Source organism: Delftia sp. WSY_10, from assembly GCF_043104705.1.
GTDB classification, from domain to species: domain Bacteria; phylum Pseudomonadota; class Gammaproteobacteria; order Burkholderiales; family Burkholderiaceae_C; genus Comamonas; species Comamonas tsuruhatensis.
The window spans coordinates 68,129-83,250 of sequence record NZ_JBICKY010000056.1; the positions used below are offsets into that span (position 1 = coordinate 68,129).

13 protein-coding genes are annotated in these 15,122 nt (G+C 59.9%); 4 read left to right on the forward strand and 9 right to left on the reverse strand.

Annotation, left to right across the window (positions count from 1 at the left end; genetic code table 11):
* Position 1: 1 nt before the first annotated feature.
* Entirely contained in the window at positions 2-754 is a 753-nt protein-coding gene (locus ACF8ML_RS22910) for an SDR family NAD(P)-dependent oxidoreductase (RefSeq protein ID WP_043790887.1), read from the forward strand.
* A gap of 678 nt (positions 755-1,432) precedes the next feature.
* On the opposite strand, the gene ACF8ML_RS22915 is transcribed toward ACF8ML_RS22910, so the two are convergent.
* From ACF8ML_RS22915 to sucC, 7 genes are all read right to left on the reverse strand, one after another.
* Positions 1,433-3,325, reverse strand: a complete 1,893-nt coding sequence (locus ACF8ML_RS22915) for a hypothetical protein (RefSeq protein WP_392408102.1) — start codon at positions 3,323-3,325, stop codon at positions 1,433-1,435.
* A gap of 55 nt (positions 3,326-3,380) precedes the next feature.
* Positions 3,381-3,908 (reverse strand): pilin, encoded by a 528-nt coding sequence (locus ACF8ML_RS22920; RefSeq protein WP_392408104.1) that lies wholly within the window; start codon positions 3,906-3,908, stop codon positions 3,381-3,383.
* A gap of 222 nt (positions 3,909-4,130) precedes the next feature.
* The gene (locus ACF8ML_RS22925) at positions 4,131-4,841 is read right to left on the reverse strand and encodes an FHA domain-containing protein (RefSeq protein ID WP_392408105.1); all 711 of its coding nucleotides are present in this window, start codon (positions 4,839-4,841) and stop codon (positions 4,131-4,133) included.
* Positions 4,842-5,089: 248 nt separating this feature from the next.
* Positions 5,090-5,872 (reverse strand): PP2C family serine/threonine-protein phosphatase, encoded by a 783-nt coding sequence (locus tag ACF8ML_RS22930; RefSeq protein ID WP_017405117.1) that lies wholly within the window; start codon positions 5,870-5,872, stop codon positions 5,090-5,092.
* Between the two features lie 294 nt (positions 5,873-6,166).
* Complete coding sequence (locus ACF8ML_RS22935) at positions 6,167-6,859, reverse strand: TerC family protein (RefSeq protein ID WP_046238649.1); 693 nt, start codon at positions 6,857-6,859, stop codon at positions 6,167-6,169.
* Positions 6,860-7,024: 165 nt separating this feature from the next.
* Entirely contained in the window at positions 7,025-7,918 is an 894-nt protein-coding gene (gene sucD, locus ACF8ML_RS22940; RefSeq protein WP_016449394.1) for a succinate--CoA ligase subunit alpha, read from the reverse strand.
* A gap of 20 nt (positions 7,919-7,938) precedes the next feature.
* Positions 7,939-9,099, reverse strand: a complete 1,161-nt coding sequence (gene sucC / locus ACF8ML_RS22945) for an ADP-forming succinate--CoA ligase subunit beta (protein WP_016449395.1) — start codon at positions 9,097-9,099, stop codon at positions 7,939-7,941.
* 435 nt (positions 9,100-9,534) lie between these two features.
* Here sucC and argC point away from each other — a divergent pair, with 435 nt between their 5' ends.
* The 3 genes from argC (at position 9,535) to yddG (ending at position 13,290) form a co-directional block, all read left to right on the forward strand.
* Positions 9,535-10,467: an N-acetyl-gamma-glutamyl-phosphate reductase gene (gene argC, locus ACF8ML_RS22950; RefSeq protein ID WP_338498906.1), complete on the forward strand. Its 933-nt coding sequence runs from the start codon at positions 9,535-9,537 to the stop codon at positions 10,465-10,467.
* A 68-nt stretch (positions 10,468-10,535) separates the two neighbouring features.
* A complete protein-coding gene (locus tag ACF8ML_RS22955; protein ID WP_392408107.1) occupies positions 10,536-12,347 on the forward strand; it encodes a hypothetical protein in 1,812 nt (603 codons plus the stop codon).
* A gap of 22 nt (positions 12,348-12,369) precedes the next feature.
* The gene (gene yddG / locus ACF8ML_RS22960; protein ID WP_392408108.1) at positions 12,370-13,290 is read left to right on the forward strand and encodes an aromatic amino acid DMT transporter YddG; all 921 of its coding nucleotides are present in this window, start codon (positions 12,370-12,372) and stop codon (positions 13,288-13,290) included.
* Here the strand turns inward: yddG and recX are convergent.
* Entirely contained in the window at positions 13,287-13,766 is a 480-nt protein-coding gene (recX, locus tag ACF8ML_RS22965) for a recombination regulator RecX (RefSeq protein WP_047218927.1), read from the reverse strand. The genes yddG and recX overlap by 4 nt on opposite strands.
* Before the next feature lie 202 nt (positions 13,767-13,968).
* Complete coding sequence (gene recA / locus ACF8ML_RS22970; RefSeq protein ID WP_016449400.1) at positions 13,969-15,072, reverse strand: recombinase RecA; 1,104 nt, start codon at positions 15,070-15,072, stop codon at positions 13,969-13,971.
* Between the last annotated feature and the right edge of the window lie 50 nt (positions 15,073-15,122).

The window sequence follows — 15,122 nt, forward strand, 5'->3', positions numbered from 1 at the left end:
ATTGTCTAATAAAAAGAGAATTGTAATTGTCGGTGCTACCTCAGCTATTGCACAGCACTGTGCCAGATTATGGCTTCAGGGTTCTGAAGTTGATCTCGTACTGATTGGTCGGGAGCAGCAGCGTCTTGAGAGTATTGCGGCCGATTTCAAAGTAAGGAACACCGGCGTCCACATTGTGATTGAGCAGGCGAGTTTCACCGATGTTGCGAGCATTGCTGAGGTTGCAAGAAAAGTAATGGATCATGGTGACGTCGATATCTTGTTGATTGCGCATGGTGCATTGCCATTGCAGCGTGATTGTCAAGAGGATCTGATGCTTTGCGAGAGGATGCTGGAAATCAATGCAATATCTCCTGTGCTTTTTGCGGAGGCTTTTGCAAAGTACATGGAGAGGCAAGCTCATGGCACCATTGCCCTGATCGGCTCTGTTGCAGGAGATAGAGGGCGCAGATCAAACTATGTGTATGGCGCAGCAAAGGGTCTGGTTGATCGATATGCCCAAGGGCTACGTCACCGATTTGCCGGGAAGGCGCTGAAAATCGTACTTGTCAAGCCAGGCCCTACAGATACCCCCATGACGGAAAGCATGAAAGGTAAGGGCCCTCGGCTGGCACCTGTCGGGGATGTGGCCAAGGATATTGTAGATGGCATACACCATGGGCGCGCTGTGATCTATACGCCTCGCAAGTGGAGGCTGATCATGTGGGTGATTGAAAGGATGCCTGATTTTATTTTTAATAAGATGAGTATATGATGCTCCGCTTTTGATGGTTGATTTCCTGTTTGGTCTGCCGTCAACAACTTGCAATCTATTGATATATTTCGCGTTCCTTCAGGGGGAGCATTTGCAATATATGATTTTGCTAGGACTTCCTTTCTTGCTAATTTCTTGGAGTAGTTCAATTGGGTCGAAGCGCTGCCAATCGAAAATGACCAAGTTGTGTCTTCCGTGACTAAATGAGTCGATCAGCATGTGCTTGTAAATCACATCCAAGTACAAAGCTAGGCTTGCAACTCTGACAGCCTTTTTAGCAGGTTAGTGGGGCTTGAGGTGTTCAGGCGTACTTCCTTCGTGATGACCAGGTTCCAAAAGTAAACACTTGCAGCAGCTGGTGGTGCAGGCCATCCACAGGAAGAAGCAGGGGGCCCACGATGGCCTCTTGTGCTGGCTAGAGTACTCTCTACAGCCTATGGGAGCGGGTATCCTTGAAGACCTCTCACGCATTCTCCCATTTGTGACCGTCGCGGTACCTGTGCGCTGACTGTCCGGCGTCTTAGCGCGCACGGCCGCCCGGCAGGCGTTCTTCTGCAGGGCAACCAACATGGCTTGGCACCGGGTTTTGTCGCAGGGACTCATCAACTTTTGCAGAATGGCTCGAGCCAAATATGGATAGCGCTTGGAGGCTATCCAATCATCCGCATGTGACAGTCATCACCTGTACGCGCTTTTCAGATCGACGGAGTTGTCGACTCTAAATTGACTACAGACCTGTGGCGTAGAATTTTCAGGATTCTTGCAGAGGTTGGATAAAAATATAGATCTAGATTGTGCCGCCTCCTCTACTCCCGCTGGTACAAAGTATCTTGTTGATTCTTTGTAAAGGTGCTCGCCTTCCGACCATTTGTCCATCCCATACTTGGCATATGAGGAAAATAGTAGTGCAGAGGCATTGTGCGGATCAGATAGGATCAACATGTCACTCACCATTTCTGCTTTAGAGAATTCTTCTTGATAAATGTATCCTCTTGCCAATATTGCATAGAGCCCCTTCATTTTTGAAGAATCCTTGCTTTTTTCATCTATTGAGTAATCTGATGCGGATTTTATTCCTTGCTGCAGTAGATACTCCTCCAGTAATTTGGTTCCGATTTTTGCATTGCCTTTCCTTATTTGGAGATCTGCCTTGGTTAAGAGTACAAATATGGCATCTTTGGGGCTGTATTGAATGCTCTCGTTCTTTTCCAGCATTTTTTCCGCCGATTCATAGTCGCCCTCTCGGATTGCAGCAATGCTGTAGTTTAGCGCTGCATATGGCAATCCCGGGTTAACTTTCAGAACCCATGACCACAAGCTTAGGTCGCTCTGCCATAGTGGTGTGGTTATTTTAATGACGGCAGATGAGTATATTGTCCAAGAGAAAATAAATGTAGCAAAAGTAAACGTTGTCACTTTTTTTGATTTTTTATCTCCCCAAAGGAATATTGAATAGATTAATTGAGCAAGAAATATGGAAAACCAAACCAGTGGGTATGCTAAAAACCTTTCATGGCCAATATTGCCGCCAATAGTTAATGGTAAAATGTGAGAGACTGGGAGTAAAGAGATGGCAAAGCATGAGAGAAGTATCAGGCTTCTTGCTTTGAATCGAAGGCTGATGATTGTCAGCAATATTAACCCTACGCACGCCAAACATCCTAGGATGACGTCCAGCTTTGTCATATCCAATGGATCCAGTGGATGTTGAGGGTTTAAGCTGGAAAATGGCCAGAACACCATTTTGAAATAGAAAATAAAAGCCCACCCCACATAAGAAATGTGGTGTGGTATATCGTAAAATTTTCTGGCCAGATTTTCATCGGTATGCAATATCTCGGGCATGTAGTGCATACGAATCGCTATATATGCGGCCAAAGATAGAGTCAGGCTGCCCCATAATGGTAGGCCATCAGACTTGAAAGCCTTTTTAACTGAGTAATAAAAAGAATCTCTATCCTGGGAAAATTTTAGCAGGAAAATGGCTATGGGTAATGTAATGGCCATTTCCTTGCAAAGTAGAGCAAAGAAGAAGAATAAAGAAGTAAGAAAAGCCTGAGTCCAACCTGTATACCTGAGGAAGCTGTATACTGCTGCCAAGCTAAATGTTGTGACAAGAAGATCAAAGCGGCCTGCGGCCCATGCTACTGGCTCTACTAATGCAGGGTGCAAGCTATATACAATGCTTCCTGTAATGATAATTATTGACTTATTATTCGATTTTCTTGAATAAACGAACAAAATTGCACACAGCAAAGCTGTGTTAGTCAAATGGATTAATAGATTTACTATATGTGATACTGTTGGATTTGCATTATTCTGAGTCAAGAATTCTATGCAGAAAGTAAGAAGAGGGAGAGGTCTGAAATAGGTTGTTCCTTCGAGTATTGGGCGAAATATTCCTTGCCAAATGAGCTCGGGATCTCTTAAATACGGATTAAATATGAATAACTGCAAATCATCCCAAACGTAATCAAGTTTGGTAATGCTGGGATAATATGCATATATTAATAGAGTGCACAAAATAATGGGATAAGAGACAAGGATTTTTTTTCTGAGATTTGTCTGCATATGGATCCAATAATAAAAATACCCGCCGTAAAGGCGGGTATTTTTCTAGAGATTATTAGCGGCACTCAGACGGAGCATACTTCTCCGGCAAATCGCCAGCAACTGCAGACTTCAGACCGCGATTTCCTGCGCTCACCTTGGTAGCAGAAGCACACGCCCAGTCAATTGCGCCCATGGAGGATGCCGTCGGGGCAGAGCTTTGCACATTGGGAGTAAAGGTGATGAACTTTCCATCCACTCCAGTTGGAATGCCGTTGCCGGCGTTAGCTGCTACGTACACCTTGATGTCCCAAGGGTCGGTGGTTGTTACGGTGATATTTTTGACATACTTGGAAGTTTTTTCATTCTGCGGCTTGTTATTGAATGCCACGGCGGCGGCTGTCAGGCCGCCAGTACTATCGGTCTGAAAGGCTTCGCTCATCATGGATTTCACCGAAGAGCCGGCAATTACCGCTTCAGAAATCTTGGCGCGGACTGTGTAATCCTGATAAGCCGGCAGCGCAACGGCTGCCAAAATGCCGATGATCGCCACAACGATCATCAATTCGATCAAGGTAAAACCTTGCTGGATGGAACGCTTCATGAACTTCTCCTCATAGGGGTTGATTGCATGCTCTACTGAGCAAGAGCCGTGCCAGTCGCTCCAGGGGGCCAAGGTCCACGTCTATGTATGGTTTGGTTGCAACTGACACGGTTGGACGCCATTCTCTGACAAATTGATCCACTTGTTGTGACGTTTTTGTCAGAGATCGTGCGCTTGCTACAGACGTCACGCGAAGCTTGTCGGCGGGGTCGAGCTGGTTCCTCACGCCACCAGGAACTGCATCTGCGTGCCTGCCAGCTCCACCGTGTCTCCGTGCTGCAGTGGCATGGGGCGGCGGCCGATTTCCTGGCCGTTGAGCTTGAGGCTGAGGGCATCACCTTCCAGCTGGGCGAGCACGAAGCCGTGGTGCTTCTGGGTGATGGATGCGACGGCCACGCCGGGCTTGCCCAGGGTAGTGACGACTTTGACCAGCGGGACTTCGCGGCCAGCGGCGTTGCCGTTGAGCATGCGGATGGCAGCCTGGCGCGTGGCCAGGCCGGCCATCGAAGGCGGCAGGGTGTGGTCGAAGCCTGAGGGGGTCTGGGTGCTGAACTGCGATGGCAGGTCTTCCGCCAAGGGGGCTGGGCGGGTTGCCTCCACTGCTGCGGCAATGGCCGCCAGTGCCGAGCGCGAGGAGGCGCTGACCTGCTGCTGCACGAAGCGGATCTTGTACTTGCCGATGTCCAGCAGGTCGCCGTGGTTCAGGGTCTGGCGCAGTATGGGCTGGCCGTTGACATAGGTGCCATTGGTGCTGCGCAGGTCTTCGATGATGACGGCACCGTCGGCGATGCTGAGCACGGCATGCTCCCCGCTGACCGCGAGGTTGTCGATGACGATGTCGTTGTAGGGGCGGCGTCCCAGCGTGGTGCGCTCCTTGGTCAGCTGCACTTCCTTGATGACGGCGCCGTCGATGGAGATGACCAGGGTCGGCATGCTCAAAATTCCTTTGTTATGCCCGGCTTGCACTGCACTGGGTGATCCGGAGCTGGGGTCTATCCAACTATTATGTCTGCGGCCCGGGCACGCCGGAGTCCGTCATCGTATTTGATACAGGCTATGGCTTGTCTTTGACCGATTGTTGGGTGCGCAATCATTTTTGACAATTGGAACCTGGGGTTTCTGCGCACGCAAGCGCGTCCATCGGATGGGTTCTGCCGTCGATCCCTGCGCTCTGTCTGGGCTCAATCGATGGCAGCGCAGGCGGTAGAGGGCGGATTGGCCTGGAGTTCGATGAGCGCTGCGCTGATGTTGTCGTTTCCGCCTGCTTCATTGGCGGCCGTGAGCAGCGAGGTCAGCAGCACGGGCAGCGGGCTGGACTGCTTGAACAGTGCGGCAATGGCGTCGTCATCGAGCATGTCGGTTAGGCCGTCGGAGCACAGCAGGATGCGGTCGCCAGGCTGCAGCGGCCATTCATTGAAGTCGGGTGTGACGTCCTGGGTCACGCCCAGGGCCTGGGTGAGCAGGTGGCCCAGGCCGGATTGCCGGGCTTCGTGGTCCTGGATGCGGCCTGCATCGATTTCTTCCTGGAGCCAGGTGTGGTCCCGGGTCAGGCGCAGCAGTTGGCCATCGCGCCATCCATAGGCCCGCGAGTCGCCGAGGTGGGCCAGCATCAGCAGGCCGGGCAGCAAAGCGGCTGCGATGACGGTGGTGCCCATGCCGCGGCAGCCGGGTGTTTCCTGGGCGGCGGTGAGGATGGCGGCGTTGGCCAGGTTCAGGGCATTGGCAAGTGACTGCTGCAATTCCTGGCGGGCCTGCGGCGTGTTGGCCACGGGCGCCTCGGTGGTGGTGCTTTGCAGCGCCACGGATACCAGGCTGATGGCCATGGCGCTGGCGACTTCGCCGGCGTTGTAGCCGCCCATGCCATCGGCCAGCACGGCAATGGGCCAGGGCTGGGCGCTGGGGTGGATGGTGACGGCGTCCTCGTTGTTGTCACGGCGCCGGCCCACATCGGTGCGTGCAACCATGGCGCAGTACTGGGCAGGAGCTTGCTGCCGGGTGGGTTGGTCCGGGATTTTGGGGGCGCTGGGCATGGTGGCAAAGGACGGATTCGGCGGTGGTGCCATCAGTCCCTGGTGTGCAGATGCAATGGTGAAGACCGGTGCACAGCGTAAATGAAAACAGTGCGCGCAAGTGCCCGGAATGCGCGGGCGCAACGGCTCGTCAGCTTGACGCCACATCAAGAAGGGTCCTCGCAAAGCAAAAACGCACTGCCGGGGCAGTGCGTTCGTGATGCGGCGAAGGTGCTGCCTGCGGCAGCGTCAGGCCTGGGCTGCGTGCTTTGCGCCTGAGCGCGCCTGCAGGAACTTGCCAATGCCCACGACCAGCAAGGCGCCGGCTGCGGCCGCCACATAGTGCAGCCAGGGGTGGCTGATGGCGTAGCCGTGCAGCAGGCGGTCGTTGACGATGGTTTCTCCGCCGACCCAGCCGATCAGGGCGGCGCCCAGCGTGATGATGACGGGGAAGCGCTCCATGAGCTTGATCATCAGCGTGGAGCCGAAGATCACCAGCGGGATGCTGATGGCCAGGCCCAGGATCAGCAGGACCATGTTGCCCTGCGCAGTGGCGGCCACGGCGATCACGTTGTCCAGGCTCATCACCAGGTCGGCGATCAGGATGGTGCGGATGGCGACCATCATGCTGCCATGGCCCTTGGATTCGCCTTCATCATCTTCTTCGCCGGTCAGCAGCTGCAGGCCGATCCACAGCAGCAGGCAGCCGCCCACGATCTGCAGGAACGACAGCTCCAGCAGCTTGGCCGCGACCACGGTCAGGATGATCCGCAGCACCACGGCGGCGCCGGAGCCGAACATGACGGCTTTCTTTTGCTGTGCGGGGGGCAGCGAGCGTGCTGCGAGGGCGATGACGACGGCGTTGTCGCCAGACAGGATGATGTTGATCCAGACGATCTTCAACAGGCCGATCCAGAAATCGGCGCTTTGCAGGTATTCCATGGTTTCTCCGCTGTTATGAGTTGAAAAGCGCCAGGGCGGTTGCCTCTGGCGCTTTTTCTTTTTTGGAGTCGTCAGTGTAGGGCGGACTTGCCGCCTTACCGATTCGTAATTCTGCGTAATTTCTTCCTGGAGCGAACCCTGGATATCACGCAGAACCGGTGCCGCTTAGATCAGGCCCTTGAGCAGGCGGCCCATTTCGGAGGGATTGCGGGTGATGACGAAACCGCACTCTTCCATGATGGCCAGCTTGGCGTCGGCCGTGTCGGCACCGCCGGAGATCAGCGCGCCGGCGTGGCCCATGCGCTTGCCGGGAGGGGCGGTGACACCAGCGATGAAGCCGACGATGGGCTTTTTCATGTTGTCCTTGCACCAGCGGGCAGCTTCGGCTTCGTCGGGACCGCCGATTTCGCCGATCATGATGACGGCGTCGGTGTCGGGATCGTCGTTGAAGGCCTTCATCACGTCGATGTGCTTGAGGCCGTTGATCGGGTCACCGCCGATGCCCACGGCCGACGACTGGCCAATGCCCAGTTCGGTCAGCTGAGCCACGGCTTCGTAGGTCAGCGTGCCGGAGCGGCTGACCACGCCGACGCGGCCCTTCTTGTGGATGTGGCCGGGCATGATGCCGATCTTGATCTCGTCGGGCGTGATCAGGCCGGGGCAGTTGGGGCCCAGCAGCAGGGTGCGCTTGCCGCCTGCAGCTTCCTTGGCGCGCATCTTGTTGCGCACTTCCAGCATGTCACGGACGGGGATGCCTTCGGTGATGCAGATGGCCAGGTCCAGGTCGGCTTCCACGGCCTCCCAGATCGCGGCGGCAGCGCCTGCGGGGGGAACGTAGATCACGGAGACCGTGGCGCCCGTGCCTTGTGCGGCTTCCTTGACGGAGGCGTAGATTGGCACGTCGAAGATCTTTTCGCCGGCCTTCTTGGGGTTCACACCGGCCACGAAGCAGTTCTTGCCGTTCGCGTACTCGATGCATTTTTCCGTGTGGAACTGGCCCGTCTTGCCCGTGATGCCTTGGGTGATGACCTTGGTGTCTTTATTGATGTAGATAGACATGGTGTGTTCTCCGGGCCTGCTTACTTGACGGCTTCGACGATCTTCGTGGCCGCTTCGGCCATGGTGTCGGCGCTGATGATGGGCAGGCCGGACTCGGCCAGCATCTTCTTGCCCAGTTCTTCGTTCGTGCCCTTCATGCGCACGACCAGGGGCACTTGCAGGTTCACGGCCTTGCAGGCAGTGATCACGCCGGTGGCGATGGTGTCGCACTTCATGATGCCGCCGAAGATGTTGACCAGAATGCCTTCGACCTTGGGGTTCTTCAGCATGATCTTGAAGGCTTCGGTGACCTTCTCGGGGGTGGCGCCGCCGCCCACGTCCAGGAAGTTGGCCGGCTCGCCGCCGAACAGCTTGATGGTGTCCATGGTGGCCATGGCCAGGCCGGCACCGTTGACCAGGCAGCCGATGTTGCCGTCCAGCGAGATGTAGGCCAGATCGAACTTGGAGGCTTCGACTTCGGCGGGATCTTCTTCGTCCAGGTCGCGCAGTGCCACGATTTCGGGCAGGCGGAACAGGGCGTTGGCGTCGAAGTTGAACTTGGCGTCCAGGGCAATGACATTGCCCTTGCTGTCACGGTTCAGGGGGTTGATCTCGACCAGCGAGGCATCCGTGTCCATGTAGCACTTGTAGAGCTTCTGGCAGATGTCGATGAACTGGGCAGTGGAGTCGGCAGGCATGCCGATGCCCTTGGCCAGCTCTTCGCCCTGGGCCTGGGTCAGACCGACCAGGGGATCGACGAAGATGGTGATGATCTTCTCGGGCGTGGAGTGGGCCACTTCCTCGATGTCCATGCCGCCTTCGCTCGAAGCGATGAAGGCCACCTTCTGCGTGGCGCGGTCGGTCACGCACGACAGGTAGTATTCCTTCTGGATGTCGGCGCCGTCTTCGATGTACAGGCGGCGGACCTTCTGGCCTTCGGGGCCGGTCTGGTGCGTGACCAGCTGCATGCCCAGGATCTGGCCAGCCAGTGCCTTGACGTCGTCGATGCTCTTGGCAACCTTCACGCCGCCGCCCTTGCCGCGACCACCAGCGTGGATCTGGGCCTTCACGACCCACACGGGGCCGCCGAGCTTCTGGGCGGCCTCGACGGCCTCTTGCACTGTGAACGCAGGGATACCGCGAGGTACAGGCACACCAAACTGACGCAAGATGTCCTTGCCTTGGTATTCATGAATCTTCATGATGTCTCTCTCAAACAAATAGGGGGGGATTGACCCGGTAGCCCTGGGGTGCTGCCTCAAGGCGGAGTGACCTGGCAATCGCCGAATGTACCATGCTGCACTGCGCCATCCGACACGCCCCCATGCGCAGAATCCACAATTTCCTGCGGGCCAAGCAGCATGCCAGGAACTGTGCAATGCATTGATATGTCAGGGAAAAGACGGTTTCCCGACATTTCTTTCAGGCGCCACAGCTCTTTTGTCTTATAGAGGATCTGCAGGCGGCCCTGCCCGCCGTTTGTAACAGGCGCATGTCAGCGGCCCTGGATCGCCGCTGCCAACCGTTTTGCGACAACGGGCGCAGGGGGACCCGGTTTCGGTGAGAATCCGCAGCTGGAACGCGGCAATGGTGCCGCAGCGGCTCCAGGAGGGCCGCGCAGCAGGAGAAATACAGCGATGGCAAAAGTCTTTATCGATGGCGAAGCAGGCACGACAGGGCTGCAGATCCGTGAGCGTCTGGTCGATCTGTCCGGCGTGGAGCTGGTCAGCATTGCGCCCGAGCTGCGAAAGGATCCTGCTGCCAAGCGTGCGCTGATCGCCGGCGTGGACCTGGTCATCCTGTGCCTGCATGACGATGCCGCGCGCGAGACCGTGGCCATGGTCGATTCCATCGAGGCCGAGACCGGCCGCACCATCAAGATCATCGATGCATCCACGGCCCACCGCGTGGCGCCCGACTGGGTGTATGGCTTTCCGGAGCTGCGTGCCGGCCAGCTTGAGGCGGTCAAGACGGCCAAGCGCGTGTCCAACCCCGGCTGCTATGCGACGGGAGCCATCGCGCTGCTGCACCCGCTGGTTGCCGCGGGCCTCATCCCTGCCGACCACGGCCTGAGCCTGCCCTCGGTGTCCGGCTATTCGGGCGGCGGCCGCAGCATGATCGAAGCCTATGAGGCTGGCACGGCCGCGCCTTACGAGGCCTATGCGCTGGGCCTGTCGCACAAGCACATTCCCGAAATCCTGCACTACACGGGCATGACGCGCCGCCCGGTCTTCATTCCTGCCGTGGGCAATTTCCGCCAGGGCATGCTGGTGCAACTGCCCCTGCATCTGGACCTGCTGCCGGGCGCGCCCAAGGCCGCCGATCTGCACGATGCGCTGGCCGCCCACTACGCGGCGACCAACACGCCCGAGCAATGGGTGTCGGTGCTGCCGCCCACCGAAGACATGAAGCTGGCTGCCGATACGCTGACCGACACGAACAAGCTGGAGCTGCGTGTGTTCGCCAATGAGCAGTACCGCCAGGCCGTGCTGATCGCCCGTCTGGACAACCTGGGCAAGGGCGCCAGCGGCGCCGCCGTGCAGAACCTGCAGATCATGCTGGGCCTGTGAGGCCCCCCGCGCCCCCGTCCTTGCCGGGCCGGCGCGGTCCGGTCTGGGGCCATGTCCTGGCCCTGGCCATGCTGTGTCTGCTGATCGTTGTGTTCGCCTGGAAGCTGCGGCCGGCATTGCCTTCCTCATCGCGCCTGCTGCTGAGTCCGCTGCTGGGCAATATGGAAGCCTGCCTGGTGCAGGACGGGCTGCGCGAGGATTTTCCCAAGGAATTCCAGCAGGTGCCTGCCAGTTGCCTGGGCCCTCAGGGCTCGGCCGCGGAAATGGTGAAAGCCACGCTGCAGCGCTTGGGCCGGCCGCAGGGCGAGGGGCTGGAGCTGGGCTATACGCTCAGCGTGCCTCTGCTGCGCTATGTGCAGTGGAACGGCCGGGCCTGGGAAGTCCGGGGCGAGGCGCTGGACCGCGTGGTGCGCACGGTGGCGCAGGCGCAGCGGCCCGTGGTGCTCTACCTGTTCGCCACGCATTTCGAGGTCCACTCCCAGGCCGAGGAGCGCCTGGCCGCCGATCCCGCCAATCTGGCCTGGACGCCCAAGGGACCGCTGCCGCTGGACACCTATCTGGGCGCGCGCATCTTCCCGTGGTCGGTTGCGCGGCAGGACAATGAAATCACGCGCGTGCGCAAGCTGGTGGTCGATGCCCTGGCCGAGCGCATGTGCGCTGCGGGCGATGCCGCCATGCATCCGCTGCGTGCGCTCACCGTGCTGGGCGAGACGCACCAGCTGTTCCCGGGTTTCGAGGCCGGCATGGGGTTCGCGGCCGAAGGCTATGCGGTCACCGACTACAGCCCTGCATCCGTGGCGGGCTTCCATGCATTCCTGCGCCAGCGCTATGGCGACATTGCGCGGCTCAATGCCCATCTGAAGTCGGAGTTCGCCAGCTTCGATGCGGTGGAGCCTCCGTCGCGCAACATCCGCAGCGAGCCGCTGCAGAACTTCTTCCAGCACATCGACAGCTATGCGGCTGGCACGGTCCCGGTGTCCGGCTGGGTCCACTCGCCCGACGCGAAGCTGCAAAAGCAACTGGCCGTGGCCGTCTTCGTGGACGGGCGCCCCTACTCGCACGCCCCCGTGCACATGCACCGCCAGGATGTGGCCCAGGCCAAGCCTGATTACCTCACGCCCGATGTGGGCTGGCGTGCCGACATCCGCTATCCGGCGCTGGGCGAGGGCCTGCACCGCATCGACGTGGTGCTGCAGGCCGGCGGGCGCAGCCTGGGCCTGCTGGCCACGCGCCAGATCGCCGTGATGGACCGCCACCAGGGCGAGCCCAGGCCCCATGCCGCCGAGGCCTTGCCTGACTTCGGCAAGCTGCCGGACGGCGTGGAATTCTGGGTGGACAGCCCGCAGGACCGGCTGGCGCTGTTCTACAACCCGCTGGTGACGGACTGGAACGATTTTCGCGAGCAGCAGGTGGCCGACTACATCCAGGGCTTTTCCGAGCACATCGGGCACGGCTGCCTGGGCCGGGTGCCTCGCTTTGCCCACCAGCTCAACCCCCATGCGAATCCGAGCTGGGACGCCAGCCGCTACGCCGTGGAGCGCAGCCTGCAGCGCATGCCGGGGCTGTCCCTGGGTGTCAGCCTGTATGGCGAAGACACCTATGGGCCGCTGGTCGGCCAGATGCTGCGCCGCTATGGCCACACCGCCTATGGCGTGACGGAGTTCCATCCGCTGGTGGCACTGTCGCCGCAGCGGCTGGAGAAAGTGCTGACCATGCACCGCCGCCAGGGCGCGCGCTTCCTGTCCTTCTTCATGGAGGCGCGTCCCGAGGACGCGACCGGCACGCAGTCCAGCAACGAGTTCTCCTTCGATGCGGACAACCGCGCGCACGGCTCGGACGCGCTTTACCGCTCGCTGCGCCAGGTGCTGCAGCCGCACTGACCTGCCGCGCGCTGCCTTTTCCATGTCTTCCGCGCACAGCAGTTCCCCTGCAGCCGCAGGCCGGGCCACCGCCATCGGCCTGCTGGCCGTGGTGTGCTGGAGCTGCACCGTGGGCCTGATGCGCTCAGTGGCCGAGCCGCTGGGCGCCGTGGGCGGCGCTGCCATGCTCTATACGGTCAGCGCCCTGTGCGTGGCCGCCGTGCGCGGCCTGCCCAGGCCTTCGCAATGGCGAACCATGCCCCCGGCCTATTTCTGGGGCTGCGGGCTGCTGTTTGCGGTCTATGAAATCTGTCTGTCGCTGGCGATCGGTCTGGCGCAGGACCGTGCTCAGGCACTGGAGCTGGGGCTGATCAACTACCTGTGGCCCAGCCTGACCATCGTTTTGGCCGTGCTGCTGCGCCAGCAGCATGCGCGCTGGTGGCTGTGGCCCGGCGTGCTGCTGTGCCTGTGGGGGCTGACGCGCGTGCTGGGCGGCGACTCGCTGCAACTGCGGGGCATTGCGGACCACATGCTGGCCAATCCGCTGGCCTATGGACTCGCCTTTGGCGCGGCCCTGCTGTGGCCCTGCTATTCGCTGGCTGCTCGGCGCTGGGGTGGGGGGCACAATGCCGTGGGGTTGTTCCTGATCTGGACTGCGCTGGCGCTGTGGATCAAGTGGTTGTGGCTGGGTGGCGAAGGCGGCATGCACTGGTCAGGCACCGTGGTGCTGCAGCTGCTGGCCGTGGGCGGGCTCACGGCCATGGGCTACAGCTGCTGGGAGCACGGCATACAGCACGGGCATCTGGCCGTGATGGCGGCGGCCTCGTACTTCACGCCCGTGTTCTCTGCCTTGCTGGCCAGTGCCTGGCTGCAGGTGCAGCCGGGCTGGGGCTTCTGGCAGGGCGTGGCGCTGGTGACCGTGGGGTCGCTGGTGTGCTGGGGCGCAACCCGGCGCGTGGATTAGTTGCCTTCGTCTGCAGCTCCGTCATCCCAGTCTTCGCTGCGTCCGCGCAGCACCTTGCTCGCTATTTCTCCGCCAAAGCCGCGCGCGGCCAGAAAGCGCATCTGCTTGAGGCGTTCCTGCGGGGTGGCCGGCGGTGCGCCGAAGCGCTGGCGCCATACGGCATGGGCGCGCTGCAATTCGGTGGCGCGCAACTGTTCTGCGGCGGCGCGCACCAGGCCATCGTCCAGCCCCTTGCTGCGCAGCTCCTGCACCACGCGCGATGTGCCAAAGCGCGCGGCCTTGCGATGCAGCACGGACTCGGCCACGCGCTCGGCGCTGATGAAGCCGCGCTGCTCCAGCGCGTCGAGCATGGCGCCCAGGTCCTCGCCTTCCTCCACATGGGGGGCGAGCTTGCGTTCCAGCTCCAGCCGTGAATGTTCGCGCTGGCCCAGCAGCTTGAGCGCCCGGCCTTTGAGCGACAGCTTGGCGAATCCCATGCGGCAATGTCTCCTGAATCATCCCGAATAAAAAAGGCCCCCACGCTCCCCTTGCTGCGCAAGGTCCGCTGCCCCCCAAGGGGGCCGCTTTTTTGCCTTGGGGCGTCCCGGCGATAAAAAAGGCGCAGACGTGAGCCTGCGCCAAGATGGCAAACACAGTGTGTGCAGGCGCTGCGGCGCCTGCTGTGAGGGGGCTGGGCGCTCAGGCTTCGATCACGCCGTCCTTGTCGGCCTTGGCCTTGGCGCCCTTGGCGGCCTTGGCTTCGGGCGCATCGCCGCCGGCCGTGGGCAGCAGGGCGATGCCCAGGCTGTCGCGCACCTTGTTTTCGATCTCCACGGCCAGGCCGCTGTTCTCGCGCAGGAATTCGCGGGCGTTGTCGCGACCCTGGCCGATCTTTTCGCCGTTGTAGGCGTACCAGGCCCCCGACTTGTCGAGGATCTTGGCGTTGACGCCCATGTCCAGGATTTCACCTTCGCGCGAGATGCCTTCGCCGAAGAGGATGTCGAACTCGGCGGTCTTGAACGGGGGCGAGACCTTGTTCTTGACGACCTTGACCTTGGTTTCGTTGCCGATGGCTTCGTCGCCCTTCTTGATGGTGCCGGTGCGGCGGATGTCCAGGCGGACCGAGGCGTAGAACTTCAGCGCATTGCCGCCCGTGGTGGTTTCGGGGCTGCCGAACATCACGCCGATCTTCATGCGGATCTGGTTGATGAAGATGACCATGCAATTGGTCTTCTTGATGGTGGAGGTCAGCTTGCGCAGCGCCTGGCTCATCAGGCGGGCCTGCAGGCCGGGCAGCTGGTCGCCCATCTCGCCTTCGATTTCGGCGCGCGGTGTCAGTGCGGCCACCGAGTCCACGACGATCATGTCCACGGCGCCCGAGCGCACCAGGCTGTCCACGATTTCCAGGGCCTGCTCGCCGGTGTCGGGCTGGCTGATCAGCACTTCGTTGAGGTTCACGCCCAGCTTCTGGGCATAGCTGGTGTCCAGCGCGTGTTCTGCGTCGATGAAGGCGCAGGTGCCGCCCTGCTTTTGCATTTCGGCGATGACCTGCAGCGTCAGCGTGGTCTTGCCCGAGGATTCAGGGCCGTAGATCTCGATCACGCGGCCACGGGGCAGGCCGCCCACACCCAGGGCGATGTCCAGGCCCAGCGAGCCGGTGGAGACGACCTGGATGTCCTGGATGGCTTCGCCTTCACCCAGGCGCATGATCGTGCCCTTGCCGAACTGCTTTTCGATCTGGGCGAGTGCGGCCTGCAGGGCCTTGGCTTTTTCACTGTTGGCGGTGGTGACGGCGGTGTTCATGCGGACTCCTGGGTTGGGTATGGATTCAGCTCTGTATTTGCATTCAGGCT